This window comes from Actinophytocola sp. (genome assembly GCF_036378875.1).
In the GTDB taxonomy this organism is placed as follows: Bacteria; Actinomycetota; Actinomycetes; order Mycobacteriales; family Pseudonocardiaceae; genus Actinophytocola.
This window is the reverse complement of the sequence record NZ_DASUVO010000017.1, coordinates 48,051-73,000: the sequence shown is the minus strand read 5'-3', so window position 1 is coordinate 73,000 and position 24,950 is coordinate 48,051. Positions and strand designations below refer to the sequence as shown.

The window sequence follows — 24,950 nt, the reverse complement described above, 5'->3', positions numbered from 1 at the left end:
GCACGTGATCGTTCGGCCGCCCCGCGACGCCGAGGACGAGCAGATCTACGAGGTCAACCGGTTGGCGTTCGGCATGGCACGCGACCCGCGACCCGAACATCTGTGGTCCAACCAGAAAGGTAAGTACGGGCTCGTCGCCGAGCTGGACGGCCGGATCGCCGCCACCCTGAAGGTCGTTGACTACCAACAGTTCTTCGGTGGTTCGACGGTGCCGATGGGTGGGGTCGCGAACGTCGCGGTCGCCCCGGCCGCGCGTGGGCACGGTGCCGCCACCGCGTTACTCGACGCGATCCTGCCGGAGATGATGGATCGTGGGCAGTGCGTGTCCGCGCTCTACCCGTCCGTGCCGCCGCTCTACCGCGGCCGCGGCTGGGAGCAGACCGGCAACTACGAGCACGCCCTGCTGCGCCCCGAACAGTTCGCGTCGCTGGTCAAGCCGGGCGAGCGGGTGGCCATGCGTCGGGCCACCGAGGCGGACCTGCCCGCGCTGCACGACTGCTACGTGCGGTTCGCCCGAACCGTCGACGGCATGCTCGACCGGTCGACCCCGGCGTTCGAGTTGAAGAAGGTGCTGGAGCAGGACATCGTCGAGGTCGTGCCCGGCCCGGACGGCACCGTCCGCGGCTACCTCACCGGCCGGCGGCCGGAAGGTGACAACCTGATGATCGACGATCTCATCGCCGACGACCGTGAAACCGCGCTCGGGCTGTTCGCCAACCTCGGCCGCTGGGCCGGGGTCGTGCACCAGATCTCGCTGCGGATCACGGACCCGGGCTGGTGGCAGCTGCTGGTCGTGTTGCCGGTGTTCCAGGACGTGCGTAACCACCCGTGGATGCTGCGGGTGGTGGACCTGCCGGCCGCGGTCGCCGCGCGTGGCTGGCCCGCCGCCGCCCACCTGACGCCGACCAGCGTGGACATGGAGGTCATCGACGAGCACGCGCCGTGGCAGGCCGGCCGGCACCGGTTGACCGTGGACGGCGGCAAGGTCATCTGCGCACCGGGCGGGGACGGCACGGTCCGGCTGCACGCCAGGGCGCTGGGCCCGTGGTTCGCCGGATCGGCTGACACGGCCATGCTGCGCCGAACTGGTCTCCTCGAGGGTGACGCCGTCGCTGCCCGTGTTCTCGACCTCCTCACGGGCGCGCCCCGGTTGCCCAGAATGGCCGATTCGTTCTGAGTCTCTCAGGCGGGTCTCAGCACCCTGGGTAACACTGGCCGCATGCGCATCCTCGTTGTCGACGACGACCGTGCAGTACGTGAGTCGCTGCGGCGGTCGCTGCAGTTCAACGGCTACCAGGTGGACCTGGCCAGCGACGGGCAACAGGCACTCGAGTCGGTGTCGAACGCCCGGCCGGACGCCATGGTGCTCGACGTGATGATGCCACGTCTCGACGGGCTCGAGGTGTGCCGGCGACTCCGCGGCACCGGCGACGACCTGCCGATTCTCGTGCTGACCGCGCGCGACACGGTCTCCGACCGGGTCTCCGGACTCGACGCGGGCGCCGACGACTACCTGCCGAAGCCGTTCGCGCTGGAGGAACTGCTCGCCAGGCTGCGGGCACTGCTGCGTCGTCGCACGTTCGACACGGTCGGTGGCGCGGCGCCCCAGGCACTGAGCTTCGCGGGGCTGGAGCTGGACCCGAGCACGCGTGATGTCAAGCGCGGCGACCGGCCGATCAGCCTGACCCGCACCGAGTTCGCGCTGCTGGAGCTGCTGCTCGCGCACCCGAAGCAGGTGCTGACCCGCAGCCGCATCCTCGAGGAGGTGTGGGGCTACGACTTCCCGACCTCCGGCAACGCGCTCGAGGTGTACATCGGCTACCTGCGGCGCAAGACCGAGGCCGAAGGTGAGCCACGGCTGATCCACACCGTCCGCGGCATCGGCTACGTGCTGCGGGAGACGCCTCCGTGATGTTGCCAACTGCCACCCCGACCGGCAGGAAGCGGGTGTCCCTGCGGTCGCGGGTGACGTTGCTCGCGGCCAGCTGTGTGGCCGGCGCGGTGGCGCTCGTGTCGCTCGGCGCGTACCTGACCGTGCGGGAGAACCTGTACGCGCAGATCGACGACACGTTGGCGCAGAAGGCGGAGAACACCGTCCAGGCCAAGTGGATCGCGGAGACCGGACCCGGCGAGCGGATCCCCGGTGGACTGCTCACGCTGACCGACGTGGAGATGGCGTGGGTCCAGCCCGACGGCTCGGTGCTGCTCAGCACGGAGAACGTGCCGTCGATCAACTCCCAGGATCTGGGCGTCGCGCGCACCAAGACCCCGAACTGGCGTACCGACGGGAAGACCGACAGCAGGATCGTCGCCGTGCCCTACCGGAACGGCGTGTTGGTGCTGGCGCAGTCGCTGGGGCCGACGAAGAAGCAGCTCGGTGACCTGTCGCTCGTGCTGTTCCTCATCGGCGGCGCCGGCGTGGTGGTCGCGGCGATCGCGGGCACGGCCGTCGCGCGCACCGGCCTGAGACCGGTGCAACGACTGACCAGAGCGACCGAACGTGTTGCCAGTACGGGTGACCTGCGACCGATCCAGGTCGACGGTGACGACGAGCTGGCACGTCTGTCACACAGCTTCAACCTGATGCTCGCCGCGGTGGCGGACGCGCAGGACCGGCAGCGGCAGCTCGTCGCCGACGCTGGCCACGAGCTGCGAACACCGCTGACCTCCTTACGTACGAACCTGGAGCTGCTGCTGTCGGCGGAGAAGCCGGACACCCCGCAGCTGTCCGATGTAGACAAACAGGAGATCCACGGCGACCTGCGCGCACAGCTGGACGAGCTGACACAGCTGATCGGCGACCTGGTGGAGCTGGCGCGCGAGGACGCCCCACCGCTCACGCACGAGCACGTCGACATGGCCGAGGTGGTCGAGCAGGCGCTGGCCAGGGCGCGGCGCCGGGCCAGCGACGTGAAGTTCGAGGTGGACCTGCAGCCCTGGCACCTGTTCGGCGAGCCGCACACGTTGGAGCGGGCCGTGCTGAACCTGCTGGACAACGCGGTGAAGTTCAGCCCACCGGACGGGACCGTGCGGGTGGACCTGCGCCCGGCCGCGCACGGGTACGCGTTCCTCCAGGTGGCGGACGCCGGACCGGGGATCAAGGACTCGGACCTTCCGCACGTGTTCGACCGGTTCTACCGTTCAGATGAGGCTCGGACGCTGCCGGGCTCCGGCCTGGGGCTCGCGATCGTGAAGAGCGCGGCCGAACGGCACGGCGGCGCGGTGTTCGCGGGTAGATCTGCCGACGGAGGGGCACTCATCGCCATGAGGCTGCCCGGAAGTTCCGAACCAATTCTCTAGTTCCGCAAAGGTTGGTCTCAGGCCGTTCTCAGGACGATGGCGGAAGGTAGTCACATGACCGAGGACAACCGGCCAGGAAATCCGGCGCAGGAGCCGGCTTCGACGACAGGGGAACCGCCGAGCGAGTGGTTCGGCGCGGGGCAGGACGCTTCCGCGCCGCCCGGTGGTTCCGTATCGCCTGGCGGGGAAGCCGAAACGTCGGGTGGTGCCGCTGGGCCGCAGGGGGCGGCTCCGGAGGCGCGGGCCGCGTTGACTGGTCAGCCGGCCGGTGAGACCACGGGGGCTCAGTGGTTCGGGGCACCGGGTTCGGTGCCGACGGGGTCGGCGGGGACTCCGGGTGGGGAGGCCGCTGGCGCACAGCCGGCGGCGGGGGAGGCCGCTGGTTCGGCCGCGCCTGTGCCGAGTGGGTCGGCCGGGCCGGTTGCCCCGAGCGGTGAGTGGTTCGCTGGTTCGACGGGCCAGCCCGCGGCGTCGCAGGGGGAGGCGACCAATGCGGTGAACGGTGCGGTGCCAGGCACACCTCAGTGGTATGACCAGGCATCGGGCCAGGTCCACGGGCAGCATGCCGGCTCGGGGAGTGGGCAGGCTGCCGGGGTGGCGGGCCGGCCGGTGGAGGGTGAGCCACCAGCCCGGCCCGCTCACCCGGACTTCGGTACGCCGGCCCCGTGGGCCAGTCCCATGTCCCATCCGTCTACAGAACAACCGCGTAGTGAGTGGGCGCGGCCGATGCAGGAACCTGCTCGGCCGGGGTCGGGGCCGGCCGAGCAGGTGGTCTTCGGTACCGCCATGGGGCAGTCCGGCGCGGGCGCGCCGCCCACCAACTACCTACTACGGCCGGGAATGCCCGCACCTGAGCCACCACCCCGGAAACGGGGCAGTGGCCGGCTGGTGGCGGGTGTCGCGGTGCTCGCGCTGCTCGTGGGTGGCGGCGCCGGTGCGGTCGGCGGCTACCTCGCCGCGGACAACGCCAGCAGCGGCCCGGTGAGCAACGCGCTGGATCAGAAGACTCCGGCCGAGCAGACGTCATCCGCGCCTGCCGGTTCGGTAGAGGCGGTGGCGGAGAAGGTGTCACCGAGCGTGGTTCAGTTGCAGGTACAGGGCCAGTCCTCAGCAGGGGAGGGCTCAGGCTTTGTCATCAGCTCGGACGGGCTGATCCTGACCAACAACCACGTCATCGAAGGGGCGGCCCAGAGCGGGCGCATCACCGCCGTCTTCGCTGACGGCTCCTCCGCCGCCGCGACCATCGTCGGGCGGGACCCCAGTTCGGACGTCGCCGTGGTCAAGGCCGATGGCAAGACCGGGCTGCCGATCGTGGAACTCGGCAACTCGGACTCGCTCAAGACCGGCCAGGGCGTGGTCGCGATCGGGTCGCCGTTCGAACTGTCCGGCACCGTGACCTCCGGCATCGTCAGCTCGCTGCACCGGCCGACCCGCGCGGGCGGCGAGGACGGCTCGCAGGCGACGGTGATGGACGCGATCCAGACCGACGCGGCCATCAACCCAGGCAACTCCGGCGGGCCGCTGGTCAACATGCAGGGCCAGGTCATCGGCATCAACTCGGCGATCTACTCGCCGCAGTCGCAGGGCCAGGCCGGCTCCGTCGGCATCGGCTTCGCCATCCCGATGAACCAGGCCAGGCGCACAGCCGAGGAGATCTCCAAGACCGGCAAGGCGACGCAGACCGTGCTCGGCGTGAGTGTCCGCGACAACACCGACGGCGGCGCGCTGATCGCCGAGGTCGTCCCGGGCGGCGCTGGCGAGCAGGCGGGCCTCAAGTCCGGCGACGTGGTCACCAAGCTCGACGACCGGCGGATCGACACCTCGGACGCCCTGGTCGCGGCCGTGCGGGCCCACGCACCGGGAGACAAGGTTCGGCTTGAGTTGGGCAACGGTTCGCGCACAGTTGAAGCCACTCTTGCCGGTCAGCCGGTAGAGACTGAATGATGGGTCGGGAACTGCTGATGCGTTCCCACCACGGACGCTCGGCCGCAGGACAGCGGCCGAGACCAACTCCGGCTCGATGCCCCCGAGCCGGGAGAGCTCCAAGCAGGGGCTCTGCGTGAGCGCCGCACGCGGGCGGTAAACCCCTCGCTCGCCCGCGTGCGGCGCTTTGCGATAGTGACATGGCCTCGCTGCCGCTCGGCGTTCGCGGGCTGTGTCATGGCCTCGCTGGAGCTCGGCGCTTCGCCTCGTTCCGCTCGGTGTTCGCCGGCGGCCCGCTCAGGGCGGCAGACTGGGCTGATGCGTCTTGCCGGTCACGCGCTCGTTGAACAGCTTCTCGCCTGCGGTGTCGATCTCGCGTTCTGTGTGCCGGGGGAGAGCTACCTGCCCGTGCTCGACGGGCTCTACGCCCACCGGGACAAGGTTCGCCTGATCACCGCGCGGCAGGAGACCGGGGCCGCGATGATGGCCGCCGCATACGGGAAGCTCACCGGGCGGCCCGGGGTCTGCCTCGTCACCCGTGGGCCCGGCGCCACCAATGCCAGTGGCGGGGTGCACGTCGCTCGCCAGGACGCCGTGCCGATGCTGTTGCTGGTCGGGCAGGTGCCGACCACCAACCGGGACCGGGTGGCGTTCCAGGAGGTCGACATCCGGGCGATGTTCGCGCCGCTCGCCAAGGCCGTGTACCGGGTCGACGTGCCCGACCGGGTGCCGGAGCTGGTCGCGCGGGCCATGGTGACCGCCGTGTCCGGTGAGCCGGGGCCCGTCGTGCTGGAACTGCCCGAGGACGTGCTGTCCGCGTCGACCGCCGCGGAGGTCGTGCCGGCCGTGCCACCCGTCGTGCCGGCGCCAGACCCGGCAGATATACATACGGTCGTCCGTATACTTCGGGAGGCCGAGCGACCGTTGCTGGTCGTCGGTGGCTCCGGGTGGACCGTGGAGGCGACGGTCAACGTGCGGCTTTTCGCTGAGGCGGCAGGGATTCCACTCGCGACCGCGGTACGGCACCAGGACCTCGTCGATCACCGCTCGCCCGTCTTCGCCGGCACGTTGGGGCTCAACACCACGGCCGGGTTGGCGCGGGCGGTCGGCGACGCCGACGTGCTCGCCTTCGTCGGTACCCGGCCCGACGCCCTCACCGTCGACGACTTCCAGCTGCTCGAGGTGCCCGCGCCCAAACAGAAACTGCTCCACGTGCACCCGGATCCCGATGTGCTGCAACAGGTGCACCGGGCCGACCTCGCGATCGTCGCCGGGCCGGCACGGTTCGCGGCGGCCCTGCCGAGGGAGCACGGTCAGCCGTCGGCCTGGCTGACCCGGTTGCGGGACAACTACCTGCGTGGGCCGGAACCGTCGGTCGCCGCCGAGTTCATGCGGGTGCTGGACGAGCGAGTGCCCGATCCGATCATCAGCACCGGCGCCGGCGCGTACACCGCCTGGCCGCAGAAGCACCACCGGTTCACGACCTACCCGTCGCAGCTCGGCACCCAGTCCGGCTCCATGGGGTTCGGGTTGCCGGCGGCCGTCGCGGCGCAGCTCGTCCACCCGGATCGCCCGGCGGTCGCGTTCGCCGGCGACGGGTGCTTCCTCATGACCGGGCAGGAGCTGTCCACCGCCGTCCGGTACGGGCTGGCGCCGCTGGTGATCGTCGTCAACAACGGCTCGTACGGCACGATTCGCGACCACCAGACGCGCCGCTTCCCCGGCCGGGAGTTCGGCACCAGCCTGGTGAACCCCGACTTCGCCGCGTTCGCCCGCGCGTTCGGGGCGCTGGGCGAGCGGGTGCGCACGCCCGACGAGTTCGCCGCCGCGCTCGACCGGACACTCGGCAAGGCCGCACTGATCGAGATCGACATCAGCTGAGAGGGCTGGTGCGGGCCCTTTTCAGCTCGAAGAACCCCGGGGTGCCCGCCACGAGCAGCACCCCGTCCCACAGCTGGCCGGCGGCCTCACCGCGTGGGGTCGGCGAGACGACCGGGCCGAAGAACGCGTTCACCGAGCCGTCCGGCATCGTCACGCGGATCGCCGGCGTGCCGAGGTCCTCGCCGACGGGCTCGAGCCCCGCACGGTTGCCGGCCAGCATGACGTCGTCGAGCTCGGTCGAGTCGGCGGCGTTGGCCAGCTCTGCCGGCAGCCCGGCCTCGGTCAGCGCGGCGACGTACAGCTCGCGGCCCAGTGGCTGCTTCTCCAGGTGGATGCGGTTGCCGAGCGCGGTGTAGACAGCCAGGACCTCCTCGGCGCCGAACTTCTGCTCGACGGCCGTCGCCACCCGTGCCGGGCCCCACGCGCTGTCCAGCCACTCCCGGTACCACGGCTCGACCCCACGGCCCTGGTTCAGCACGGCGAGGCTCAGCACGTGGAAGCGGACCTGGACGTCCCGCACCCGCTCGACCTCCAGCAACCACCGCGACGCGATCCACGCCCACGGGCACTTCGGGTCGAACCACATGTCCACGTTCGTCATGCCGCACACGGTAGAAACCGGAATGGTCCCACCCAAGAGCCAATTTCGACCTTCCTCACTGGGCCAAACGCACGTAGTCCTTCAGCGTCACGTTGTCCGACGAGTCATCGTCCGTGCCCGCCGCGGCCATCGCGTCGAACATTTCCTGTGTCGGGGTGAGGCCGAACATGTCGCGTGCCTGGCGGGCCATTTCCTGGTTCGCCGCCACGTAGTCACGCAGTGCGTGCTCGTACTCCGCGAAGGCCTTCTCGTGGCTGTCCTGTGTGGACAGCTCGCCCGCCAGGACGTAGGCGCCCAGCAGCGCCTGCGAGGTGCCGCGACCCGACATGGGCGACGCGCAGTAGCCCGCGTCACCCACGAGCGCGACGCGGCCGGTCGACCACGTCGGCATGACGATCTGGCTCAGCTCGTCGAAGTAGAAGTCCGTCGCCGCCGACATGGCGGCCAGCAGGTTCGGCGCCTCCCAGCCGACGTGCTCGTAGGCCGTGCGGACCGCCTGTTCCTGTGCCTCGCGGTTCCTCGGCACGTCCGGCGCCGGGAACATGAAGAACGCCATGGCCTCGGTGTTGTTCCTGATCGCGCCCACGTTCACCGATCGGTCACCGGCCACGTGGGACAGTCCCGAGTGCTCCAGGTTCAGGTAGTTGGGCATGCTGAAGGCGGTGAAGGCGTAACCCATCGAGTGGGTGAACCCCGTCTCCGGGCCGAACGCGAGGGCCCGGACCCGCGAGTGCAGGCCGTCGGCGCCGACCACGAAGTCGAACGTGCTGGGCGGGGCGTGCTCGAACTCGACCCGCACTCCGTCGGTGTCCTGCGTGAGGGCGGTGATCGTGTCGCCGAAGACGTATTCGGTGTCGTCCTTAGTCAGGTCGTAGAGGATGCGGGTGAGGTCCTCCTTCGGCACCTCCAGGTCGCCGCCGAAGATCTCGCGTGGCATGGTCGCGATCCGGTTGCCGTCCGCGTCCACGACCGCCGTGTCGCCGGACCCGGTGGCGCGGCTCCGCAACTCGGCCAGGATGCCCATCTCGTCGAGCACCCGCATCGCCGTGCCGCGGAAGTCGATGGGCAGCCCGCCCGGGCGGACCGCGTCGGCGCGCTCCACGATCGTGACCCGGGCGCCGTTGCGGTGCAGCCAGTAGGCCAGGGCGGGGCCCGCGACGCTGGCGCCGGAGATCAGGACGTTCATGGTTTCTCCCCTTGTTGTCGGTGTATGTACACTGTATCTGTACTAGTGCGCCAGGCTTTTCGTGTGAAATGCCGCGCAGGTGCACTAGTGCGGAGGAGGTTGTGGTGGCCGATTCGGCGGAGATCGTGGCCAGCATCCGGCGGCGGATAGTCGCCGGTGAGCTCAAGCCGGGAGATCGGGTGCCGTCCACGCGGCAGATCACCCGGCAGTGGGGAGTGGCGATGGCGACGGCCACGCGGGTACTCACGACCTTGCGGCAGGAGGGGCTGGTCACCGCGCGGCCAGGGATCGGCACGGTGGTGGCGAGTGGGCTGCCGTCCGTCGCGGCTCCGACGCGACCACGGGTGCCGTCGCCGGAGGTCACGCGCGCGGACGTGGTGCGTGCGGCCATCGTGATCGCCGACGCGGAGGGCTCGGCCGCCCTGTCGATGAGGCGCGTGGCCACCGAGCTCGGGGTCGCGACCATGTCGCTGTACCGGCACGTGCCCAGTAAGGACGAACTGGTGGCGCAGATGATCGACACCGCGTTCGCCGATCACCCGTTCACCTCGCCGCCGCCTCCGGACTGGCTCGAGGCGGCGGAGGCAGGGGCGCGGCGGCTGTGGCTGATCTTTCGGCGGCACCCGTGGGTGGCGCCGGCCATGTCGCTCACCCGACCGCAGGTCACGCCGAACGCGCTGGCCTACGGCGAGTGGGTGATGAGCGCGATGCACGCGGCCGGACTCGGGGCGCGGCACATTTTCCAGGTGCACCTGACGCTGTTCAGCTACGTACGAGGGCTCGCGATCAGCCTGGAGCCGGAGGCCGTCGCCGAACAAGAGACTGGAATCACGTACACGGAGTTCGTCGACGCGCAGGGCGACACGTACCACTCGCTGATGTCGTCCGGGGCGTACCCGACTTTCCACACAGTCGTGACCAGGGCGGACTTCGACCTGGACCTCGACGAGCAGTTCGAGTTCGGGCTGCGACACCTGCTCGCGGGGCTGGCTGGGCTGCCGTCGGCGGGTGGGCCGGTCCGGCTACGGTGAGCGCATGGAACGGAGCGCGCAGCGGCTCGGCAGGGCCCTCATCGTGATCGTGGACGACCGCGTGGCACACGGCGAGCACGAGGACACCGTGGGACCACTGGTGACCGAGCTCTTGGAGGAGAACGGGTTCATCGTCGACGGGACCGTGGCCGTGGCCGGGGAGTCCGTGGACATCCGCAACGCGCTGAACACCGCCGTGATCGGCGGTGTCGATGTGGTGATCACCGTCGGCGGCACGGGCGTGTCCCCTCGGGACGTCACCCCGGACGCGACGCAGGGTGTCCTCGACCGGCCGATCCCCGGCATCGCGGAGGCCATCCGCTCGTCCGGGCTCGCGGCCGGCGCGGTGGACGCCGGCATCTCGCGCGGACTGGTCGGCATCTCGGGCAGCACACTGGTGGTCAACCTGGCCGGGTCACGCTCGGCCGTGCGCGACGGAATGGCCACGCTGTCCGCGCTCGTGCCCCACGTCATCGACCAACTGTCCGCACTGGACTGATGCCCGCCGACCGCCCCCGCAGGAACAAGGACCTCGACGAGATCTTCGGCGAGGTCCTCCCGTCGACCACGTCCGACGAACGCGACCCCGAGCCCCGCGACGACAACCGCGACGACTGGTACGAACGGGAACGCCCACCCCACCACGACCGCGACTGACGCGGCCGCTGGAGTTTCGGTCCGCTCAGTACGGACGGCGCTGCTGCTGGTGTGGGGGTAGTGACTGCTGTGGGCGCTGCTGCTGGTGGGAGTTGTGCGGGAGGCTCTGCTGATGGGAGTTCGGCGGCGGGCTCTGCTGCTGGTAGGTCTGTGAGCCGCCTTGTTGCTGGCGGAGCAGGTCGCGGATCTCGGTGAGCAGCTCGTTGTCCGTCGGCACCGTCGGACCGGGTTCTTCGCCGCGCCTGCGGCGTTCCTCGAGCTGCTTCAACGGCATGACGATGATGAAGTAGACGATCGCGGCGATGATCAGGAAGTTCAGCCCAGCGGTGATGATGGCCGCGAAGTCGATCGTGGACTCGGGGTTTCCGCCGACGATCGTCCACGCCAGACCGGTCACGTTGGCCCCGCCGAAAGCGGCGATCAGCGGCTTGATGAAACTGTCGGCGATGGCGGTCACGATCGCGGTGAACGCGGTCCCGATGATCACCGCGACGGCCAGTTCGACGACGTTCCCGCGCATGAGGAAGTCCTTGAAGCCCTTCAGCACCGGCGCCTCCTTTCGCGTCTGTTTGCGGAACGCAGCGTAGTGAGCCACGGAGCGTCGCGGGAGTCAACCCACTCCGCGTCCCGCTGGATGGGCATCGCGCCCGCCCGGGCTCGCTCCGGCCGGGCGTGCGGCGGCCAGTCCGCAGCCACAACGGCCGCCCGCTACGGGCTCGCGCGGCAGGTCTCTCGGTCGTGGCCTCCTCGCGCAGCGGGGCTGGTCACCGCAGGGTGACTGTCACTGGTTGGCCCAGTGAGGCTGCCGCTACTCGGGTTGCCTCCTCTCGCGGGAGGGCTATCACCACGAGGCTCGAGTCGGTGTCCGCTGCGCGGATTGTCAGTACGGCCGCGTTCGCGGCCAGTACGACGGGGTCCGCGTTCGTCGCGGACACCGTGACCACGTCGACTCGGACGCCTGGGGTCAGCAGGTCGGCCACTGCCGGGTCGGCCAAGCGGAACGGGACGGCGGCCGCTTCCGGGGTGCCCGCGGTCAGGCGTGCGTTCTCCGGGCCTACCAGGCGGGCCTGCGTCAGCGGTTCGCCCTCGGTGGTCGCGCCTGCCAGCACCCGCCCCCTGACCTGCTCGGGTGCGGTCAGCGCGGCGGGAGGGCGTAACGACGGAGGCAACCGGGTCACCTCGACGTCGGTGGCGCGCAGCGTGGTGCCCGGCGGCAGGTCGCGGGTGGTGACCAGCATCGGGACCGTCGGGTCGGCGGCGTGGTCCACCGGCCGCACCGCCAGGACCGCGGCCAGCAGCACCAGGACCAACGCGGTGACGCGGCGCAGTGCCAGCCAGCGTGGCCAGGTGCTCAACCGTGGTTTCTTCAGCCGGAGTGACCGCATGACGTCGAAACTACGGCGGGGGAACGACACAACCGCCCGGGTTACCGGGCGGTTGTGGACAACTCAGTGGGCTGTGGACAACTCCGTCAGGAGGCGACCTTCGCCGAGGACGTCGAGGTGGACGTGGACGACGGTGTGGACGAGGACGTCGTGGACGTCGACTTCTCCGACGAGGAGCTGGACTTCTCCGACGAGGTCGACGAGGAGGACGACGAGGACGAGGCCGTCGACTTGCTCTCCGAGCGGCTGTCGGTGCGGTAGAAGCCGCTGCCCTTGAACACCACGCCAACGGAGCCGTACAGCTTGCGCAACTTGCCGCCGCACTCCGGGCACTCGGTCAACGACGGGTCGCTGAACGACTGCACCGCGTCAAAGCGGTGGTCGCACGCCGTACACGCGTACTGATAAGTGGGCACCGGTGGCTCCCTCTTCCCCAATTCGCTGGCACTCCTCACCATGGAGTGCTAACAGCAATGATGCGTCAGATTATGCCCCCAGCGCAAACGACCCCTCGCGTCTCACACGAAGCGCAGTAGTCCCCGGTTCGGTGTGAGCACCGCCGTCATCCGAACGTCGTGCGGCTCGGCCGGCAACGACTCGAAAATCTCCTGGTCACGGACCACGGCCACCAGATGCGTACCGGACGCCGTGTCCGAAAGGGTGCGATCGTAGTGACCAGCGCCACGTCCGAGACGAACACCGTTCTTGTCCACCGCGAGTGCCGGCACGAGCACGAGATCGGCGATCCGGAGCGCGAACGAGCCCAGTAACTCCCCGTTCGGCTCACGCAGGCCATAAGGGCCGGGCCGCAGCGAATCCTTGCCCGCGTACCAGCCCCAGTCGAGCGGCCCTTCGCCCGTGACCACCGGCAGCAGCACCCGCGCGCCGAAGTCGGTAAGGTCCTCCAGCATCTGCGCGGACCCCGGCTCCGAGCCGATCGGCACGTAGGCGCAGACGGTCTGCCCCGGTCTGACGATTCGACCGCTGGTCAGGTGTTTTGACAGCGAGAGGGCCTCAGAGAACCGCACCGCGGCGGGCACGCGGCGACGCTCGGCGACCAGCTCCTTGCGCCACCGCCACTTGGTGTGTGCGGCATCTTGACTTGGATCACTCCCAGGCCGGGCCACGTCATGAGGTTAGAGTCGCTGTCCATGGCGCATACCACCGCAGTCACTTCCGGCCACGAGGCGACCCGGGCCGCCGGCATCCGAACCGCCATCGTGCCGGCCGCCGGTCTGGGGACCAGGTTCCTGCCGACCACCAAGTCCGTACCGAAGGAACTGCTGCCGGTCGTCGACACCCCGGGCATCGAGCACGTGGCGACCGAGGCCGCCGAGGCCGGCCTCGACAAGCTCGTCATCATCACCTCGCCCGGCAAGGACGCCGTCGCACAGTACTTCCGGCCGCAGCCCGAGCTGGAGGAGGAGCTGAGGAGCCGGGGCAAGGCCAAGCTCGTCGAGAAGATCACCCGCGCGCCCAACCTGCTGGCCTCCGTGCAGACCGCCATCCAGGAGAAGGCCCTCGGCCTCGGGCACGCCATCGGGTGCGCGGAGCCCAACCTCGACGACGACGAGCAGGCCGTGGCCGTCCTGCTCCCCGACGACCTGGTCCTCCCGCGCGGGGTGCTCAGCCGCATGATCGCCACCCGGGCGCGCTACGGCGGCACCGTCCTGTGCGCGTTCGACATCCCCAAGGAGGAGATCTCCCCCTACGGTGTCTTCGACGTCGAGGACACCGAGGACCCGGACGTCAAGAAGGTCAACGGCATGGTGGAGAAGCCGTCGCCGGAGGAGGCGCCCTCGACGTTCGCCGCGGCCGGCCGGTACCTGCTCGACCGGGCCATCTTCGACGCGATCAGGCGCACCAAGCCCGGCGCCGGCGGCGAGATCCAGGTGACCGACGCGATCGCGCTCCTGATCTCCGAAGGACACCCCGTGCACGTCGTCGTGCACCGCGGCGGACGTCACGACCTGGGCAATCCTGGGGGTTTCCTGCGTGCCGCCGTGGACTTTGCGCTCCAGGACCCCGAATATGGGCCAGAACTGCGTGAGTGGTTGCGCGGGAGGATCGGGGAATAAGCACACGGGTGGGTCATGGCGATGAGGTCAGTCGACGAGCAGCTCGGCCGGGCGCTTGCCGCCGCAGTTCGGCCTGCACCCGTGCGGGTGGCCATCTCCGAGGCGCAGGGACTCCAGTGCGCAGAGGAGGTCGTCGCGGAACGCGCGCTACCCGGCTTCGACCAGGCGGCCGTCGACGGCTACGCGGTCCGCAGCGTGGATGTGCAGGCGGCGGGCACCGAACCGGTCGTGCTGCCGGTCGTCGGTGAGATCCCGACCGGCTCGCGGCAGCCGAGGCGCCTGCAGCCCGGGCAGGCGGTGCGTGTGGACACCGGCGCGCCGCTGCCCACGCTCGCCGACGCGGTCGTGCCGCTCGACTACACCGACGGCCACCACGCACGGGTGACGGTCAACCAGCCGGTGCCGTCTGCCGCGTTCGTCCGGCGCACGGGCGAGGACGTCCAGACCGGGGACGTCGCCGTGCGGCGGGGCGCGGCCATCGGCGCGGCACAGGTCGGGCTGCTCGCCGCGGTCGGCCGGGCCAAGGTGCTCGTCTACCCCAGGCCCAGGGTGTCGGTCATCTCGCTCGGCGACGAGCTCGTCGACATCGACCGCACCCCCGGCCAGGGGCAGGTCTACGACGTCAACTCGTTCTCCCTCGCCGCGGCAGCCCGCGACGCCGGCGCGGAGGTCAGCCGTGTCGGGATCGTGCCGAGCGACTCGCGACGGCTGCGTGAGGCGATCGAGGGCCGGTTGCTGCTGAGTGAGATCGTCGTCATCGCGGGTGGCGTCGGTGGCCAGACGGCGGAGTCGATCCGTGCCGCGCTGTCCGACCTCGGCGACATCGACATGACCCGCGTGGCCATGCATCCCGGGTCGGTGCAGGGCTTCGGCCGGCTGGGACCGGACGCGGTGCCGACCTTCTTCCTGCCCAGCAACCCGATGAGCGCGCTCGTGGTGTTCGAGGTGATGGTGCGGCCGCTGATCCGCGCCGCCCAGGGCAAGCGAAATCCTCACCGCCGCCAGATCAACGCCCGACTACTCTCGCCCATCATGTCGGTCAAGGGACGCAGGGGTTTCCTGCGCGCGCAGCTGCTGCGGGACGATAACAACGGCGAGTACCTCGCACAGCCGCTCGGCCAGTCGGGTTCGCACCTGCTCGCGTCGCTCGCGGAGGCGAACTGCCTCATCCTGGTGGACGACGAGACCACCGAAGTCGTCGTCGGGGAAGAGGTCCAGGTCAGCTTCCTGGCCCAGCGTGGCTGAACAGTTGAGCCACCGTCAGGGCCCGATCGGGCGCCACCCTGGCTGGCCCGCGCGGCTCGGGCGGCTGCGCGTCGCCGCCGGTGTGCTCGAGGTGCGCGGGCCGAGGCTGTCCGACGGGGCGGCGTGGAGCAGGATCCGCCGTCGCGACCGACGCCATCTCGAAGCCTGGGAGCCGACGACGCCGGGGGACTGGGAGACCAACAACGCGGTGTTCGCCTGGCCCGGCCAGTGGTCGACGCTGCGTTCGTTGGCTCGGCGCGGCATGTCCCTGCCGTTCGTGATCACCGTGGACGGTCAGTTCGCCGGCCAGGTCACCGTCGGCAACGTGGTTCGTGGCTCCCTGTGCTCGGCCTGGATCGGTTACTGGGTCGGCACGCACGCGGTGGGCGGCGGCGTCGCGACGGCCGCGGCGGCGCTGGTCGTCGACCACTGCTTCCAGTCCGCCGGCCTGCACCGGCTGGAGGCGACCGTGCGGCCGGAGAACACGCCGAGTATCCGTGTGCTCACCAGACTCGGCTTCCGCGAGGAGGGTCTGTTCCGCCGTTACCTCGACGTGGCGGGTGCCTGGCGGGACCACTACTGCTACGCACTGACCACAGAGGACATCCCCAGTGGACTCGTGTCCCGGCTGGTCGCCGAGGGTCGCGCTGAGCACCTCTGATCACCCACACGAGTGTCGGCGCGCCTCCGACACACATGTGACTGTTGTGACTAACGTGGCACCGGAGTCGTTTGTTCGTTGTGCGGGGGAGGTGTCGAGGCATGCCGAGCTCACTTGTCGTGGTCGCGCTCGTGGTCGCATGGCTCGTCGTCCTCGTGCCCATGATCGTGCGCAAGCGCCAGGAAGTGGCGAAGACAGGCGACTCCGAACTGGCCGCACGTGTGGTGCGCAGCGGGAGCGGAGGAAACGAAGAGGGGGCGGAACCCGACACTGAGGAGGCCGCCATGATTGAAACTGATGTGATCCGGGAGGATTTCGAGGAAGATTTGGTGGCGGAAGTCACGGACGCCTCGGAGGATGTGCCGGATGACGCGGGCCAGGCTGACATGAGCTACTACGACGACGGTTACCCGCGCCGGTACCGTCCAGGTCGGGGCGGGTTCGACCCCGAGGCAGCGGCCGTCATCGCCCGCGCGAGATACGCGTTCAGACAGCGCGTCGTCCTACTCATGATCATCGGCGCCATCGCGACCGGCCTGCTCGCCGGCCTCGTGTTCCCCCAGCTGTGGTGGGCCCACGGCGCCATCGACATCGTGCTCGTCACCTACCTCGGCTACCTGCGCCGCCAGGTCCGGATCGAGAACGAGATCCGCGAACGGCGGCTCGCCCGCATGCAACGGGTCCGGCGCGCGCAGGCCCACGCACAAGCCCAGGCAGCGGCTCTGGCGGAGCCCCAGTACGTCGAGGAGCCCCGCACGGTCGAGGAGTACGTCGAGGAGATCTACCACCAGGAGGAGGAGCCACCGCGCCGCGAACGCGTCCTCGACGAGCCGCCCGCACCACCCGTACACCGCGGCAACGCGGTGGTCGTCGACGTCGACGACGAGGACCCCGCCTTCGAGGAACTCGACGACCCGGGCAACCTGCCCTACCGCCGCGCAGCCGGCGAATAGGGGTCTGATACGCTTCCCCCGCACCACAGACCAGGGGCTGTAGCGCAGTTGGTAGCGCGTCTCGTTCGCATCGAGAAGGTCCGGGGTTCGATTCCCCGCAGCTCCACTCTGGGAGGCGAGTGCTCGCGGAGGGCGCTCGCCTTTTGCGTTCCGCTCATTATTTTGCGGGGGCGACCCCCGCAGACCCCACGTTCCGGTTGGTTCCTGACCCAGCGTGGTTCTGTTGGTTGAGAGAGCTTGTCGCTCGCCTTGCTTGTCCAGGGCCGTTTTGAACGGTTGTGGTTGCCAGCCTTCGATTTCGAAGGTGTCCAGTGCCGCTGGGGTTTTGCCGCTGTCCAGTACTCGGATGCCTGGGATGGTCGACAGTCCTTCGCTGCACCTCGTCGGCGGCACCTGTCGGTGCGGCGACTGGCCGCACTGCAACTGGCCGGGTGCCGCCGGCGTCGCGAGCAGCGTGTACCGCGCCATCGCCGCGACCGGCGGCCGGGCGGCGGACACGCCGCCGCGCTGTCCGCCCGCCACCGCCGGGCTCCGCGCCAGCTATCCCGACCGTCCGGGCATTTGGGTCCCGTTCATCCACCTTGTCGGGGCCGCCTGAGAACCGGGTCGCTCATCCCTTGACGAGCCCGCCGGTGGCGCGGATGTTCTGACCGGTCAGCCAGCGCGCGTCCGGGCTCACCAGGAAAGCGATGACGTCGGCGATGTCCTCGGGGGCGCCGACGCGGCCGAGTGGGGTCATCTGGGCCGCCATCTGGCGCTCCTCGGCCGACGTGGAATTGCGCAGCATGCCGCCCTGGCCGCTGTCGACCGGGCCCGGCGAAACGGCGTTCACGGTGATGCCACGCCGGCCGAGAGCCTCGGCGGCGGTCCGCACGAACTGGTCGACCGCGGCCTTGCTCGCGGCGTACACCGACTCCAGCGGCCGAGTCAGCACGGTGATCATCGTGGACACGCAGACGATGCGCCCCTCGTCACGCAGCCGGGGAATGGCCTGCTGGAGCGCGAAGAACGCGCCCTTGGTGTTGACCGTCATCACCCGGTCGTACTCGGCCTCGGTAACCTCGGTCATCGGCTTGAGCAGCGCGATACCGGCGTTGTTGACCAGGATGTCCAGCCCGGTGATGCCGAGCCCGGCGAAGTGTTCGTCCGCAGCGGTGAACAGCTGCTCCAGCTCGGCCAGGTCGGACATGTCGGCCGCCACCGCCAGGGCCCGGCCGCCGGCGGCCTCGACCTCGGCAACCACCGCTTTCGCCGCCCCTTCATTGCCGGCGTAGGAGAACACCACGGTGGCGCCGTCGGCCGCCAGCCGATGCACGATCGCCCGCCCGATGCCGCGCGACCCGCCGGTCACCACGGCCGACTTCCCGGCCAGTGGCGGTGTCGTCGCCCATTGCGTTGTCTCGTTGTCCATGTCCCCGCCCGTCGTTCGCGCCAACCCGCTACTGGCTCACCTGAAGGAGTGGCCGGTTTCCGTACACCGGCCACTCCGCGCCTCCTGCTCAGCCGACCACGAGGCCGTAGTTCGGCGAGATCTCCTCGATCCGCTGGCGCTGCTCCGGTGTGAACGGCGGCGGTATCTCACCGGCTTCCGGCTCGCGTCCGACGTCGATGAGAAACTCGTCCAGCCCGCCAGGCAGCAGCATGAAAAGCAGCCGCGCCGGGTGTATGCCCGGATTGTAGAACCGGTGCCGGATGCCCCGCGGAACGAACACGAAGCCTTCCTGGCCGCACATGAAAGTCTCGTCGCCGGAGAGGAACTCGAGCTCTCCTTGCAGCACGAAGAATGCCTCGTCCATTTCCTCGTGGTAGTGCGGCGGCGGGCCGTCGCCGGGCAGGATGGATCCCTCAGCGAAGGTCAGCGCGCCATTGGTTGTCTCCTTGGTCGCCTTGAACGTGTACATCCCCTTGTTGAACCAGATGGTCGGCCCTTGTTGGGCAGGGAGATGGATCACTTTCGCGTCTGCGCTGCTGTCCGACAAACTGGTCACCAGGTCTCCAATTCACTCGGAATACCGACAAGATCGTCCGGACTAAGTGTCAGGAAACGATGCCTCACGCTTACAGGGTAGTGCACGGTAATCCGGTATTACAAAGGCATGGATTATGGTGGTATCGGCAATACCAGCTTTGATTAATCGCCAAATTGTGGACATTGTAGTTTTCGCAAAAGTGTCCAATGGGGTGATCTCAGCAAGATCAGCTTGGTGGTGGGAGGCTGGACAGCGAAGGCGTGGGCGAGTGCGCCGGTTGGCCGGTGGTACCCGTGAGACGTGGGGCGGGGAGCTCCTGATAGGACTGGATTTGCGAAGATCAGGTCAATGTGTCCGACCGGCCGGCGGTAATGTATTGAGCGCACAAAACTCCGGTAGGAGAGAGTCATTGGGCGGACTCTCTCCTACCGGAGCTTTGTTGGCTTCGTCAGGCGACGGTCATTTGACGTCGGCCGGCACGGTCGCCGGCTCGACGACCCCGGGGGCCACGATCCGGCAGGCCTTTCCCTCCTCTGGAGGAACCAGCCACTTGGTCGCCCAGGTCGCGGGGACGGCGACGGCGCAGATGAGCAGGCCGACCGGAACGATCGACTCGACACCCTGAGACGCCACGAGCCAGCCACCGATGACCGCTCCCACCGCGATTCCCGCGTTGGCGGCGGAGGCGCTGAGCGTTGCGGCAAGGTTGCCGCCGATGCCGGCCAGGCTGATCACCCGAAGTTGCAGCGGCGGGAAGATGGCGAACATCAGCAGTCCCCAGATGCCCATGGTCAGTGCGACCAGAACGGGCGTGGCGCCGACGAGGTAGAGCACGCCGAGCGTGAGCACCACCAGCATGTTGCCCGCCCACAGGGTCGTGGTAGGGCTGCGGTCCGCCGAGATTCCGCCGAGGAACGTGCCGGCCGCGCTGGCGATTCCGAACGCCAGCAGGAACGCACTCACCAGGCCGCCCGAGATTCCGGTGATCTCCTCGAGGTAGGGGGTGATATAGGTGAACACGGTGAACTGGCCCGCCATGAGCATGAAGCCCACGGCCAGCATCGCCAGCACCCGCGGCGCGAACGCGCACCGGGCCTGTGCGGCGAACCCTCCGGTGTCGCTGCTCTCGACGGAGGGAACGAAGGCGAGTGTGGCCGCCAGCGCCAGCCCGCCAAGAATGATGATCGCGATAAAGGTGGCCTGCCAGCCCATGGCCTGGCCGATCAGGGTGCCGAGCGGGATGCCGAGCACCGTGGCCACGGCGACCCCGCCGAATACCATGGAGATCGCCCGCCCACGCTGTTCGGGGGGCACGATTCCGGCGGCCACGACCGTCGCCACCCCGATGAACAACCCATGCACCGAACCCGTGATGAATCGCGCGACGACGAGCATGCCGAAGCCGACCGCCGCCACCGCGAGCACATTCCCGGCGATGTAGGTGGCCAGGCACAACCACGCCAGAAAGCGCCTGCCGAAACGTACGGTCAGGGCGTTGAGGACGGGGCCGCCGACAGAGATGCCCAGCGCGTAGCTGGTGACGAGCTGGCCGGTCGTGCTGATCGACACCGACATGTCCGTGGCGATGAGGGGCAGGACGCCGACGACGACGAGTTCAGCCGTACCGACGACGAATGCGCCAATCATCAGCGTTGCCAGGGCCAGCTTGTTGCGATACCGATGCCGATCCAAGTGCGTAACCACGCTCATCCGTACCATCCTAAGCGGTCGTTTCCCCGTATTTTTGCCGCGTGTGTCAATTTGGCACGTCGCCACGTCAAATATTCATCCTCGCACTGCTGATACGGGCTCACAACTTGGACGAGAAGGACAGCAAGGACTACGTTATGTCCCCAGGTCAGGTGGTACATTTGTCATTCATTAAAGCGCAGTACCGCCTTCTTGATATTCCCGAAGGCGTCTGCGGGCGCGGCTAGGTGTAAGGGGAATCCTCGGCTCGGTTCAGCTCCCGCCGGCCCTCGACGACGCCGCCGCGGACCCCGCCGACCTCACCGAGGCGGCCCGCCGACTCGGCCAGTTGGGCGACCCTCGCCGGCCGTGAGGTCCACGCTTGACTTCATGTGCACATTCAACCGTCAGGGTGACCGCATGAGGGCGCCTGGCAAACGCGGTATGGACTGACCCCGTCCGGTTCTCGATCGGCGTGTGAGATTCCGATAAAGTGTTCCCCCACCACAGCAGAGGGGGAGACAACGGGGTGGCTCACTCGGACGGATTCTTCGTCGATCCAGCAGCGCTGTCCGGTGCGCAGGCAGATATCGGCCGCCTGTTGGGTGACATGGCCGAGTTCAAGCTGGATCCCGACCATTCCCCGTCGGTCTTCGGACATGACGAGCTGGCCGAGTCCGCCAAGGAGTTCCACGACCGGTGGCAGGACGGCGTCGAGGAGCTGGCGGATGAGACGGAGCGGATCTATCGGGGACTCGGCGACACCATCGGCGAGTACAAGCGGGTCGACGCGGAAAACGCCGCTTTGATTGAAGAACTGGGGGACGATGACGGTGGCCGGTGAACGCGGTCCGAAGGAGCTGATCCCGGGAAACCCCGAACGGATCTGGGAGATGGCCGACTCGCTCACCACGATGGGCGCGGCTTTCGAGGACATCGGCAGGGGATTCCTGAACATAGACGACGGCGGCTGGCGGGGTACCGCCGCGGACGCGTTCCACGGCCACTTCGCGCGGCAACCCAGGCGTTTTCTGTCCGCCGCCGACGCTTTCGGCACCGCGGCCGTCGCGCTCGACGACTACGCGTCCGCGCTCAACTGGGCGCAACGCCAGGCCACCGAGGCCATCGCCATGGCACGACAGGCCACCTCCCCGGCCATTCCTCCCCAGCCACCGTTGACCTTGGCCCAGCAGGTCGAGCAGACGGGCGTGCTGACGACCAACGGCGAGGAACCGCGGGTCGATCCACGGACGTCGGCCGCCGACGACACGCTGAACCGGGCCCGCGACCAGGTAGAGCAGATCGGGCGCGACGCGGCGCACAAGCTGCGCGAAGCGGGTGCCCTCGCGCCACGTCGGCTGTGGCAGCCGCCAGTTGTTCCCGCCGTCGAGGCGGTGCGACGCGACACCGGCTCGCTGATCCGGTTGAGCGTCGCGAAGCACAGTGTTCTCGACGTGGCCGCGAACCACCCGGACGCGCGGTTCAAGTCCTTCCTCGACCACGAGACGTTGCGGGACCGCACGCACGACTGGGACGCCGGTGTCGCCGAGCTGCGCAAACGGTTGCGGCGCCTCGGTTTGGACCAGCTGTCGCCCCGCCTGCGGCAGCACATCTTCGAGGGCCATCTCAAGAAGCGCAAGCGCGGCAACGGTTATCGGGAACTGGGCTACCACCACCGCCAGGACGGCGTCGATCGCGGCCCGATGCGGGTCGCGCGGGTCGTCGCCGGACCGGACTCCGACGGCGTCTACCAGGCGCGCGTCGCCGGCCCGTGGACCGAGGGCAGCTCGGAGGTCCGGAGGTGCACGTTCTTCCCGGATGCCTGGACGCGGCGGGACGTGCTGCGGGCGGTTCGGTTCGCCTTCCTCAACCGGAACCACTGTGACGGGCGGAAATGGCGTGGGCGCGCCCGAGGCCTGCTCATCGAGGGATACGTCGAGTGTCGGCACACCGAACCTCCGGTGGAGGCCGGCTCGGCGCGGCTGTACCACATCGTCACGGCCTATCCGGTCTACAAAGGCGGCGGCCGTGCCTAGCCGCGTCCAGTTCAGTCGAGGCGAAGGCGGACGCGTCTCCGTCTCGGCCTCGCCGGGCTTCCAGCCGCTCGACGACTTCCTCGAGTCCGACATCGGGGACGACCTGTCCGAGCTGCGGCTGGTGGCCGAACACGCCCGCGACTGCGGTCCGGAACCGTGGGGTTTCGGCGGCAACAGCTGCCACGTGACCATCAGCCGCGAGAACGTCCACGTGGAGAACGACTTCACCGGAGAACAGGTAACCCTGCCCCGAAGCGACTTCGTACAGATCCTCGACGACTACGCCCACGAACTGTCCACGGCCCGCGAAGCGGGCGGTTAGGAAGGGGCTGTGAACGTCGTGACCAGCGCGGCGATCTGGTGTGCCAGACCGGCCGGGTCGGCGGTGCGGCTGTCCAGCTGACCGTCGAGCCACAGCGACGCGTAGCCGTGGGCCAGGCTCCACAGCGTGATGGCCAGGACGTGCCGGTCCACGCCCTCGTTCTTGGACAGGCACTCCTCGACGGTCCGGTCCAGCACGCCGAACGCCGACTCGCCGGCCGCCATGCCCTCGGCGCTCTTGTGCGGCTGCGTCAGCTCGGGCCGGAACATGACGCGGAAGTAGGCCGGGTTGTTCCGCGCGAACTCGATGTAGGTGGTGAGCAGTGCCTCGAGTGCCGCGGACGGCGTGGCCGCCGCGTCGTGGGCCTCGGCGAGCGTGGTGGCCAGGCGGCGGAAACCCTCGTCCGCCAAGGCGGTCAGCAGGGCGGCGCGGTCCGGGAAGTGGTGGTACGGCGCGCCGGGGCTGACGCCGGCCGTGCGGGCCACCTGACGCAGGCTCACCGCACCGATGCCCTCGGTCTCGATCAACTCCAGGGTCGCCCGCAGCAGCGCCTCCCGTAGTGCGCCGTGGTGGTAGCTGGTCCTGGTCATGTCCACGAGCCTAAGCGATGCGTTGCAGACAGACCCCAGCCTCATGTATACAGTGCTCAGATTATCTGAACGGTGCATAGATTGCGGGGTTGGCAATGGAGCGAGTGCTGGTGACGGGAGCGTCCGGGTTCATCGCGGGGCACGTCATCGCGGAGCTGCGGGCACACGGCTACGCGGTCCGGGGGACGGCGCGTCGGTCGGTGGACGGTGTGGACGTGGTGACCGCGGATCTGACGAGCGACGCCGGGTGGGCCGAGGCGGTCGACGGCTGTGACCACGTGATGCACACGGCGTCGCCATTTCCGGCCGGGTCACCGAAGTCCGACGACGAGCTGGTCCGGCCCGCCGTGGACGGGACACTGCGGGTGCTGCGGGCGGCGGTGGACGCCGGGGTGAAGCGGGTCGTGCTCACGTCGTCGGTGGCGGCCGTGGCCACCGGGCACCGCGAGGAGAAGGTCCGCACCGAGGCCGACTGGTCGGTCGTGGAGCGCAGCCCGGCGTACCCGAAGAGCAAGACACTCGCCGAGCGGGCGGCGTGGGACTTCGCGCGGGAGTCCGGGCTGGAGCTGGTGACGGTCAACCCCGGCATGGTGCTCGGCCCGCTGCTGACCCCCGTGATCGGCACGTCCACGCAGGTCGTGCACCAGCTGATGGCCCGCACCGTGCCGGCCTCGCCCAAGATCGGGTTCGTGCCGGTTGACGTGCGGGACGTCGCGACCGCGCACCGGCTGGCGCTCGAGACGCCCCAGGCCGCCGGCAACCGGTACATCGTCGCGGGCGAGCACATGTGGGTGCGGGAGATGGCCGCGGTGCTGGCCGAGGAGTTCAACCCCCGGGGCTACCGGGTGCCGACGGGTTCGCTGCCCACGTCCCTGTTGCGGGTCGCGGCCCTGTTCGACAAGACGGCCCGGCTGGCGCTCGACTTCGTGGGCCGGCGCGAGGCGGTGAGTGCGGACAAGGCCCGCGGAGAGCTGGGCTGGACCATGCGCCCGGTGCGCGACACGCTGATCGACACCGCCAACAGCCTCATCGAGCTGGGGCTGGTGCCGGCGCCCAGGAAGCCAGCCGTGACTGGAAGTTCGGGCAGGTCATGAGGTCGTCGTGCGGGCATTCCAACCCACCCTCCAGCATGGCCATGGCCGCCTGCGCCTTGGCGATCCGCTCCGACAGCGCGGCCATGTGACGGGCGGCGACCTCGTGTCGCACCGCCGCCGTACGCGTCCCCAACATGGTCCGGATGTCCGCCAGCGCGAAACCGGCCTCCTTCGCGATCAGGATCGCCCTCACCCGGTACAGGTCGGCATCCGAATAGCGGCGGCGGTTCCCGTCGCGGGCGGGTGTCAGCAGCCCTTCCGACTCCCAGTGGCGCAGCACGTGTGCCGGTAGACCGAAGCGGTCGGCCACCTCGCCGATTGACTTCATGTCGACATTAAGTCGCACCA

Annotated in this window: 28 protein-coding genes and 1 tRNA gene; 18 read left to right on the top strand and 11 right to left on the bottom strand. The window is 69.3% G+C overall.

Going from position 1 to position 24,950, the window contains the following annotated elements; genetic code table 11:
- Window positions 1-4 precede the first annotated feature (4 nt).
- The 5 genes from VF106_RS04855 to VF106_RS04835 all read left to right on the top strand — a co-directional run bounded on the left by VF106_RS04855 (window position 5) and on the right by VF106_RS04835 (window position 7,104).
- Window positions 5-1,177 carry a GNAT family N-acetyltransferase gene (locus VF106_RS04855; RefSeq protein ID WP_330838328.1) on the top strand — a complete coding sequence of 391 codons (1,173 nt, stop codon included), beginning with the start codon at window positions 5-7 and terminating at the stop codon, window positions 1,175-1,177.
- 42 nt (window positions 1,178-1,219) lie between these two features.
- Window positions 1,220-1,912: a response regulator transcription factor gene (locus VF106_RS04850; RefSeq protein WP_330838327.1), complete on the top strand. Its 693-nt coding sequence runs from the start codon at window positions 1,220-1,222 to the stop codon at window positions 1,910-1,912.
- On the top strand, window positions 1,912-3,300 hold the full coding sequence (locus VF106_RS04845) for a sensor histidine kinase (RefSeq protein WP_330838344.1): 1,389 nt from the start codon (window positions 1,912-1,914) through the stop codon (window positions 3,298-3,300). Before VF106_RS04850 ends, VF106_RS04845 begins: the two co-directional genes overlap by 1 nt.
- 726 nt (window positions 3,301-4,026) lie before the next feature.
- A complete protein-coding gene (locus VF106_RS04840) occupies window positions 4,027-5,244 on the top strand; it encodes a S1C family serine protease (protein ID WP_414638855.1) in 1,218 nt (405 codons plus the stop codon).
- 297 nt (window positions 5,245-5,541) lie between these two features.
- The gene (locus VF106_RS04835) at window positions 5,542-7,104 is read left to right on the top strand and encodes a thiamine pyrophosphate-dependent enzyme (RefSeq protein WP_330838325.1); all 1,563 of its coding nucleotides are present in this window, start codon (window positions 5,542-5,544) and stop codon (window positions 7,102-7,104) included.
- Here the strand turns inward: VF106_RS04835 and VF106_RS04830 are convergent.
- Both VF106_RS04830 and VF106_RS04825 read right to left on the bottom strand, forming a co-directional pair.
- Entirely contained in the window at window positions 7,097-7,705 is a 609-nt protein-coding gene (locus tag VF106_RS04830) for a mycothiol-dependent nitroreductase Rv2466c family protein (RefSeq protein ID WP_330838324.1), read from the bottom strand. The two genes, VF106_RS04835 and VF106_RS04830, sit on opposite strands and share 8 nt — an antisense overlap.
- 55 nt (window positions 7,706-7,760) lie before the next feature.
- Window positions 7,761-8,891 carry an FAD-dependent monooxygenase gene (locus VF106_RS04825; protein WP_330838323.1) on the bottom strand — a complete coding sequence of 377 codons (1,131 nt, stop codon included), beginning with the start codon at window positions 8,889-8,891 and terminating at the stop codon, window positions 7,761-7,763.
- A gap of 104 nt (window positions 8,892-8,995) precedes the next feature.
- Between VF106_RS04825 and VF106_RS04820 the strand changes: the two genes are divergently transcribed.
- The 3 genes from VF106_RS04820 to VF106_RS04810 are packed head-to-tail and all read left to right on the top strand — an operon-like array spanning window position 8,996 to window position 10,579.
- Window positions 8,996-9,922, top strand: coding sequence for a TetR/AcrR family transcriptional regulator C-terminal domain-containing protein (locus VF106_RS04820; protein WP_330838322.1), 927 nt, complete (start codon window positions 8,996-8,998; stop codon window positions 9,920-9,922).
- Between the two features lie 4 nt (window positions 9,923-9,926).
- Window positions 9,927-10,421: a MogA/MoaB family molybdenum cofactor biosynthesis protein gene (locus VF106_RS04815; protein WP_330838321.1), complete on the top strand. Its 495-nt coding sequence runs from the start codon at window positions 9,927-9,929 to the stop codon at window positions 10,419-10,421.
- The gene (locus VF106_RS04810) at window positions 10,421-10,579 is read left to right on the top strand and encodes a hypothetical protein (RefSeq protein ID WP_330838320.1); all 159 of its coding nucleotides are present in this window, start codon (window positions 10,421-10,423) and stop codon (window positions 10,577-10,579) included. The genes VF106_RS04815 and VF106_RS04810 overlap by 1 nt, the downstream gene beginning before the upstream one ends.
- 25 nt (window positions 10,580-10,604) lie before the next feature.
- On the opposite strand, the gene mscL is transcribed toward VF106_RS04810, so the two are convergent.
- The 4 genes from mscL to VF106_RS04790 form a co-directional block, all read right to left on the bottom strand.
- Complete coding sequence (gene mscL, locus VF106_RS04805; RefSeq protein ID WP_330838319.1) at window positions 10,605-11,126, bottom strand: large conductance mechanosensitive channel protein MscL; 522 nt, start codon at window positions 11,124-11,126, stop codon at window positions 10,605-10,607.
- A gap of 217 nt (window positions 11,127-11,343) precedes the next feature.
- A complete protein-coding gene (locus tag VF106_RS04800) occupies window positions 11,344-11,964 on the bottom strand; it encodes an SAF domain-containing protein (protein WP_330838318.1) in 621 nt (206 codons plus the stop codon).
- An 86-nt stretch (window positions 11,965-12,050) separates the two neighbouring features.
- Window positions 12,051-12,380 (bottom strand): FmdB family zinc ribbon protein, encoded by a 330-nt coding sequence (locus VF106_RS04795; protein ID WP_330838317.1) that lies wholly within the window; start codon window positions 12,378-12,380, stop codon window positions 12,051-12,053.
- A gap of 102 nt (window positions 12,381-12,482) precedes the next feature.
- Complete coding sequence (locus VF106_RS04790; RefSeq protein ID WP_330838316.1) at window positions 12,483-13,091, bottom strand: 5-formyltetrahydrofolate cyclo-ligase; 609 nt, start codon at window positions 13,089-13,091, stop codon at window positions 12,483-12,485.
- A 24-nt stretch (window positions 13,092-13,115) separates the two neighbouring features.
- Here VF106_RS04790 and VF106_RS04785 point away from each other — a divergent pair, with 24 nt between their 5' ends.
- From VF106_RS04785 to VF106_RS04760, 6 genes are all read left to right on the top strand, one after another.
- On the top strand, window positions 13,116-14,042 hold the full coding sequence (locus tag VF106_RS04785; protein WP_330838315.1) for a UTP--glucose-1-phosphate uridylyltransferase: 927 nt from the start codon (window positions 13,116-13,118) through the stop codon (window positions 14,040-14,042).
- A gap of 21 nt (window positions 14,043-14,063) precedes the next feature.
- Window positions 14,064-15,287, top strand: a complete 1,224-nt coding sequence (glp, locus tag VF106_RS04780; protein WP_330838343.1) for a molybdotransferase-like divisome protein Glp — start codon at window positions 14,064-14,066, stop codon at window positions 15,285-15,287.
- Window positions 15,280-15,948 (top strand): GNAT family N-acetyltransferase, encoded by a 669-nt coding sequence (locus tag VF106_RS04775; protein WP_330838314.1) that lies wholly within the window; start codon window positions 15,280-15,282, stop codon window positions 15,946-15,948. Before glp ends, VF106_RS04775 begins: the two co-directional genes overlap by 8 nt.
- Before the next feature lie 101 nt (window positions 15,949-16,049).
- Window positions 16,050-16,901, top strand: coding sequence for a divisome protein SepX/GlpR (gene sepX / locus VF106_RS04770; RefSeq protein WP_330838313.1), 852 nt, complete (start codon window positions 16,050-16,052; stop codon window positions 16,899-16,901).
- Window positions 16,902-16,934: 33 nt separating this feature from the next.
- Window positions 16,935-17,007: transfer RNA gene (locus tag VF106_RS04765), tRNA-Ala, on the top strand.
- Between the two features lie 240 nt (window positions 17,008-17,247).
- Window positions 17,248-17,499, top strand: coding sequence for a hypothetical protein (locus tag VF106_RS04760; RefSeq protein WP_330838312.1), 252 nt, complete (start codon window positions 17,248-17,250; stop codon window positions 17,497-17,499).
- 12 nt (window positions 17,500-17,511) lie between these two features.
- Here the strand turns inward: VF106_RS04760 and VF106_RS04755 are convergent, their stop codons facing one another.
- From VF106_RS04755 to VF106_RS04745, 3 genes are all read right to left on the bottom strand, one after another.
- Entirely contained in the window at window positions 17,512-18,312 is an 801-nt protein-coding gene (locus VF106_RS04755; protein WP_330838311.1) for an SDR family oxidoreductase, read from the bottom strand.
- Between the two features lie 88 nt (window positions 18,313-18,400).
- A complete protein-coding gene (locus VF106_RS04750; RefSeq protein WP_330838310.1) occupies window positions 18,401-18,889 on the bottom strand; it encodes a cupin domain-containing protein in 489 nt (162 codons plus the stop codon).
- Between the two features lie 441 nt (window positions 18,890-19,330).
- On the bottom strand, window positions 19,331-20,581 hold the full coding sequence (locus tag VF106_RS04745) for an MFS transporter (protein WP_330838309.1): 1,251 nt from the start codon (window positions 20,579-20,581) through the stop codon (window positions 19,331-19,333).
- A gap of 508 nt (window positions 20,582-21,089) precedes the next feature.
- Here VF106_RS04745 and VF106_RS04740 point away from each other — a divergent pair.
- Genes VF106_RS04740 through VF106_RS04730 form a run of 3 tightly spaced genes read left to right on the top strand, consistent with a single transcriptional unit; the run spans window position 21,090 to window position 22,918 of the window.
- Window positions 21,090-21,404 (top strand): hypothetical protein, encoded by a 315-nt coding sequence (locus VF106_RS04740; RefSeq protein WP_330838308.1) that lies wholly within the window; start codon window positions 21,090-21,092, stop codon window positions 21,402-21,404.
- Complete coding sequence (locus VF106_RS04735) at window positions 21,394-22,596, top strand: EndoU domain-containing protein (protein WP_330838307.1); 1,203 nt, start codon at window positions 21,394-21,396, stop codon at window positions 22,594-22,596. Before VF106_RS04740 ends, VF106_RS04735 begins: the two co-directional genes overlap by 11 nt.
- On the top strand, window positions 22,589-22,918 hold the full coding sequence (locus VF106_RS04730; protein ID WP_330838306.1) for a hypothetical protein: 330 nt from the start codon (window positions 22,589-22,591) through the stop codon (window positions 22,916-22,918). The genes VF106_RS04735 and VF106_RS04730 overlap by 8 nt, the downstream gene beginning before the upstream one ends.
- Here VF106_RS04730 and VF106_RS04725 read toward each other — a convergent pair.
- The gene (locus tag VF106_RS04725) at window positions 22,915-23,508 is read right to left on the bottom strand and encodes a TetR/AcrR family transcriptional regulator (protein ID WP_330838305.1); all 594 of its coding nucleotides are present in this window, start codon (window positions 23,506-23,508) and stop codon (window positions 22,915-22,917) included. The two genes, VF106_RS04730 and VF106_RS04725, sit on opposite strands and share 4 nt — an antisense overlap.
- A gap of 95 nt (window positions 23,509-23,603) precedes the next feature.
- Here VF106_RS04725 and VF106_RS04720 point away from each other — a divergent pair, with 95 nt between their 5' ends.
- Window positions 23,604-24,602, top strand: coding sequence for an NAD-dependent epimerase/dehydratase family protein (locus VF106_RS04720; protein ID WP_330838342.1), 999 nt, complete (start codon window positions 23,604-23,606; stop codon window positions 24,600-24,602).
- Here VF106_RS04720 and VF106_RS04715 read toward each other — a convergent pair.
- Entirely contained in the window at window positions 24,535-24,930 is a 396-nt protein-coding gene (locus VF106_RS04715; RefSeq protein ID WP_330838304.1) for a helix-turn-helix domain-containing protein, read from the bottom strand. The two genes, VF106_RS04720 and VF106_RS04715, sit on opposite strands and share 68 nt — an antisense overlap.
- Window positions 24,931-24,950: the final 20 nt, after the last annotated feature.

Coding starts and splice junctions, on each gene's coding strand:
- VF106_RS04815 (WP_330838321.1), top strand. CDS start 9,927: ATGGAACGGAGCGCGCAGCGGCTCGGCAGGGCCCTCATCGTGATCGTG.
- VF106_RS04715 (WP_330838304.1), bottom strand. CDS start 24,930: ATGAAGTCAATCGGCGAGGTGGCCGACCGCTTCGGTCTACCGGCACAC.
- VF106_RS04850 (WP_330838327.1), top strand. CDS start 1,220: ATGCGCATCCTCGTTGTCGACGACGACCGTGCAGTACGTGAGTCGCTG.
- VF106_RS04745 (WP_330838309.1), bottom strand. CDS start 20,581: ATGAGCGTGGTTACGCACTTGGATCGGCATCGGTATCGCAACAAGCTG.
- VF106_RS04810 (WP_330838320.1), top strand. CDS start 10,421: ATGCCCGCCGACCGCCCCCGCAGGAACAAGGACCTCGACGAGATCTTC.
- VF106_RS04830 (WP_330838324.1), bottom strand. CDS start 7,705: ATGACGAACGTGGACATGTGGTTCGACCCGAAGTGCCCGTGGGCGTGG.
- VF106_RS04755 (WP_330838311.1), bottom strand. CDS start 18,312: ATGGACAACGAGACAACGCAATGGGCGACGACACCGCCACTGGCCGGG.
- VF106_RS04785 (WP_330838315.1), top strand. CDS start 13,116: ATGGCGCATACCACCGCAGTCACTTCCGGCCACGAGGCGACCCGGGCC.
- VF106_RS04725 (WP_330838305.1), bottom strand. CDS start 23,508: ATGACCAGGACCAGCTACCACCACGGCGCACTACGGGAGGCGCTGCTG.
- glp (WP_330838343.1), top strand. CDS start 14,064: ATGAGGTCAGTCGACGAGCAGCTCGGCCGGGCGCTTGCCGCCGCAGTT.
- VF106_RS04825 (WP_330838323.1), bottom strand. CDS start 8,891: ATGAACGTCCTGATCTCCGGCGCCAGCGTCGCGGGCCCCGCCCTGGCC.
- VF106_RS04760 (WP_330838312.1), top strand. CDS start 17,248: ATGCCTGGGATGGTCGACAGTCCTTCGCTGCACCTCGTCGGCGGCACC.
- VF106_RS04840 (WP_414638855.1), top strand. CDS start 4,027: ATGCAGGAACCTGCTCGGCCGGGGTCGGGGCCGGCCGAGCAGGTGGTC.
- VF106_RS04835 (WP_330838325.1), top strand. CDS start 5,542: ATGCGTCTTGCCGGTCACGCGCTCGTTGAACAGCTTCTCGCCTGCGGT.
- VF106_RS04720 (WP_330838342.1), top strand. CDS start 23,604: ATGGAGCGAGTGCTGGTGACGGGAGCGTCCGGGTTCATCGCGGGGCAC.
- VF106_RS04800 (WP_330838318.1), bottom strand. CDS start 11,964: ATGCGGTCACTCCGGCTGAAGAAACCACGGTTGAGCACCTGGCCACGC.
- sepX (WP_330838313.1), top strand. CDS start 16,050: ATGCCGAGCTCACTTGTCGTGGTCGCGCTCGTGGTCGCATGGCTCGTC.
- VF106_RS04845 (WP_330838344.1), top strand. CDS start 1,912: ATGTTGCCAACTGCCACCCCGACCGGCAGGAAGCGGGTGTCCCTGCGG.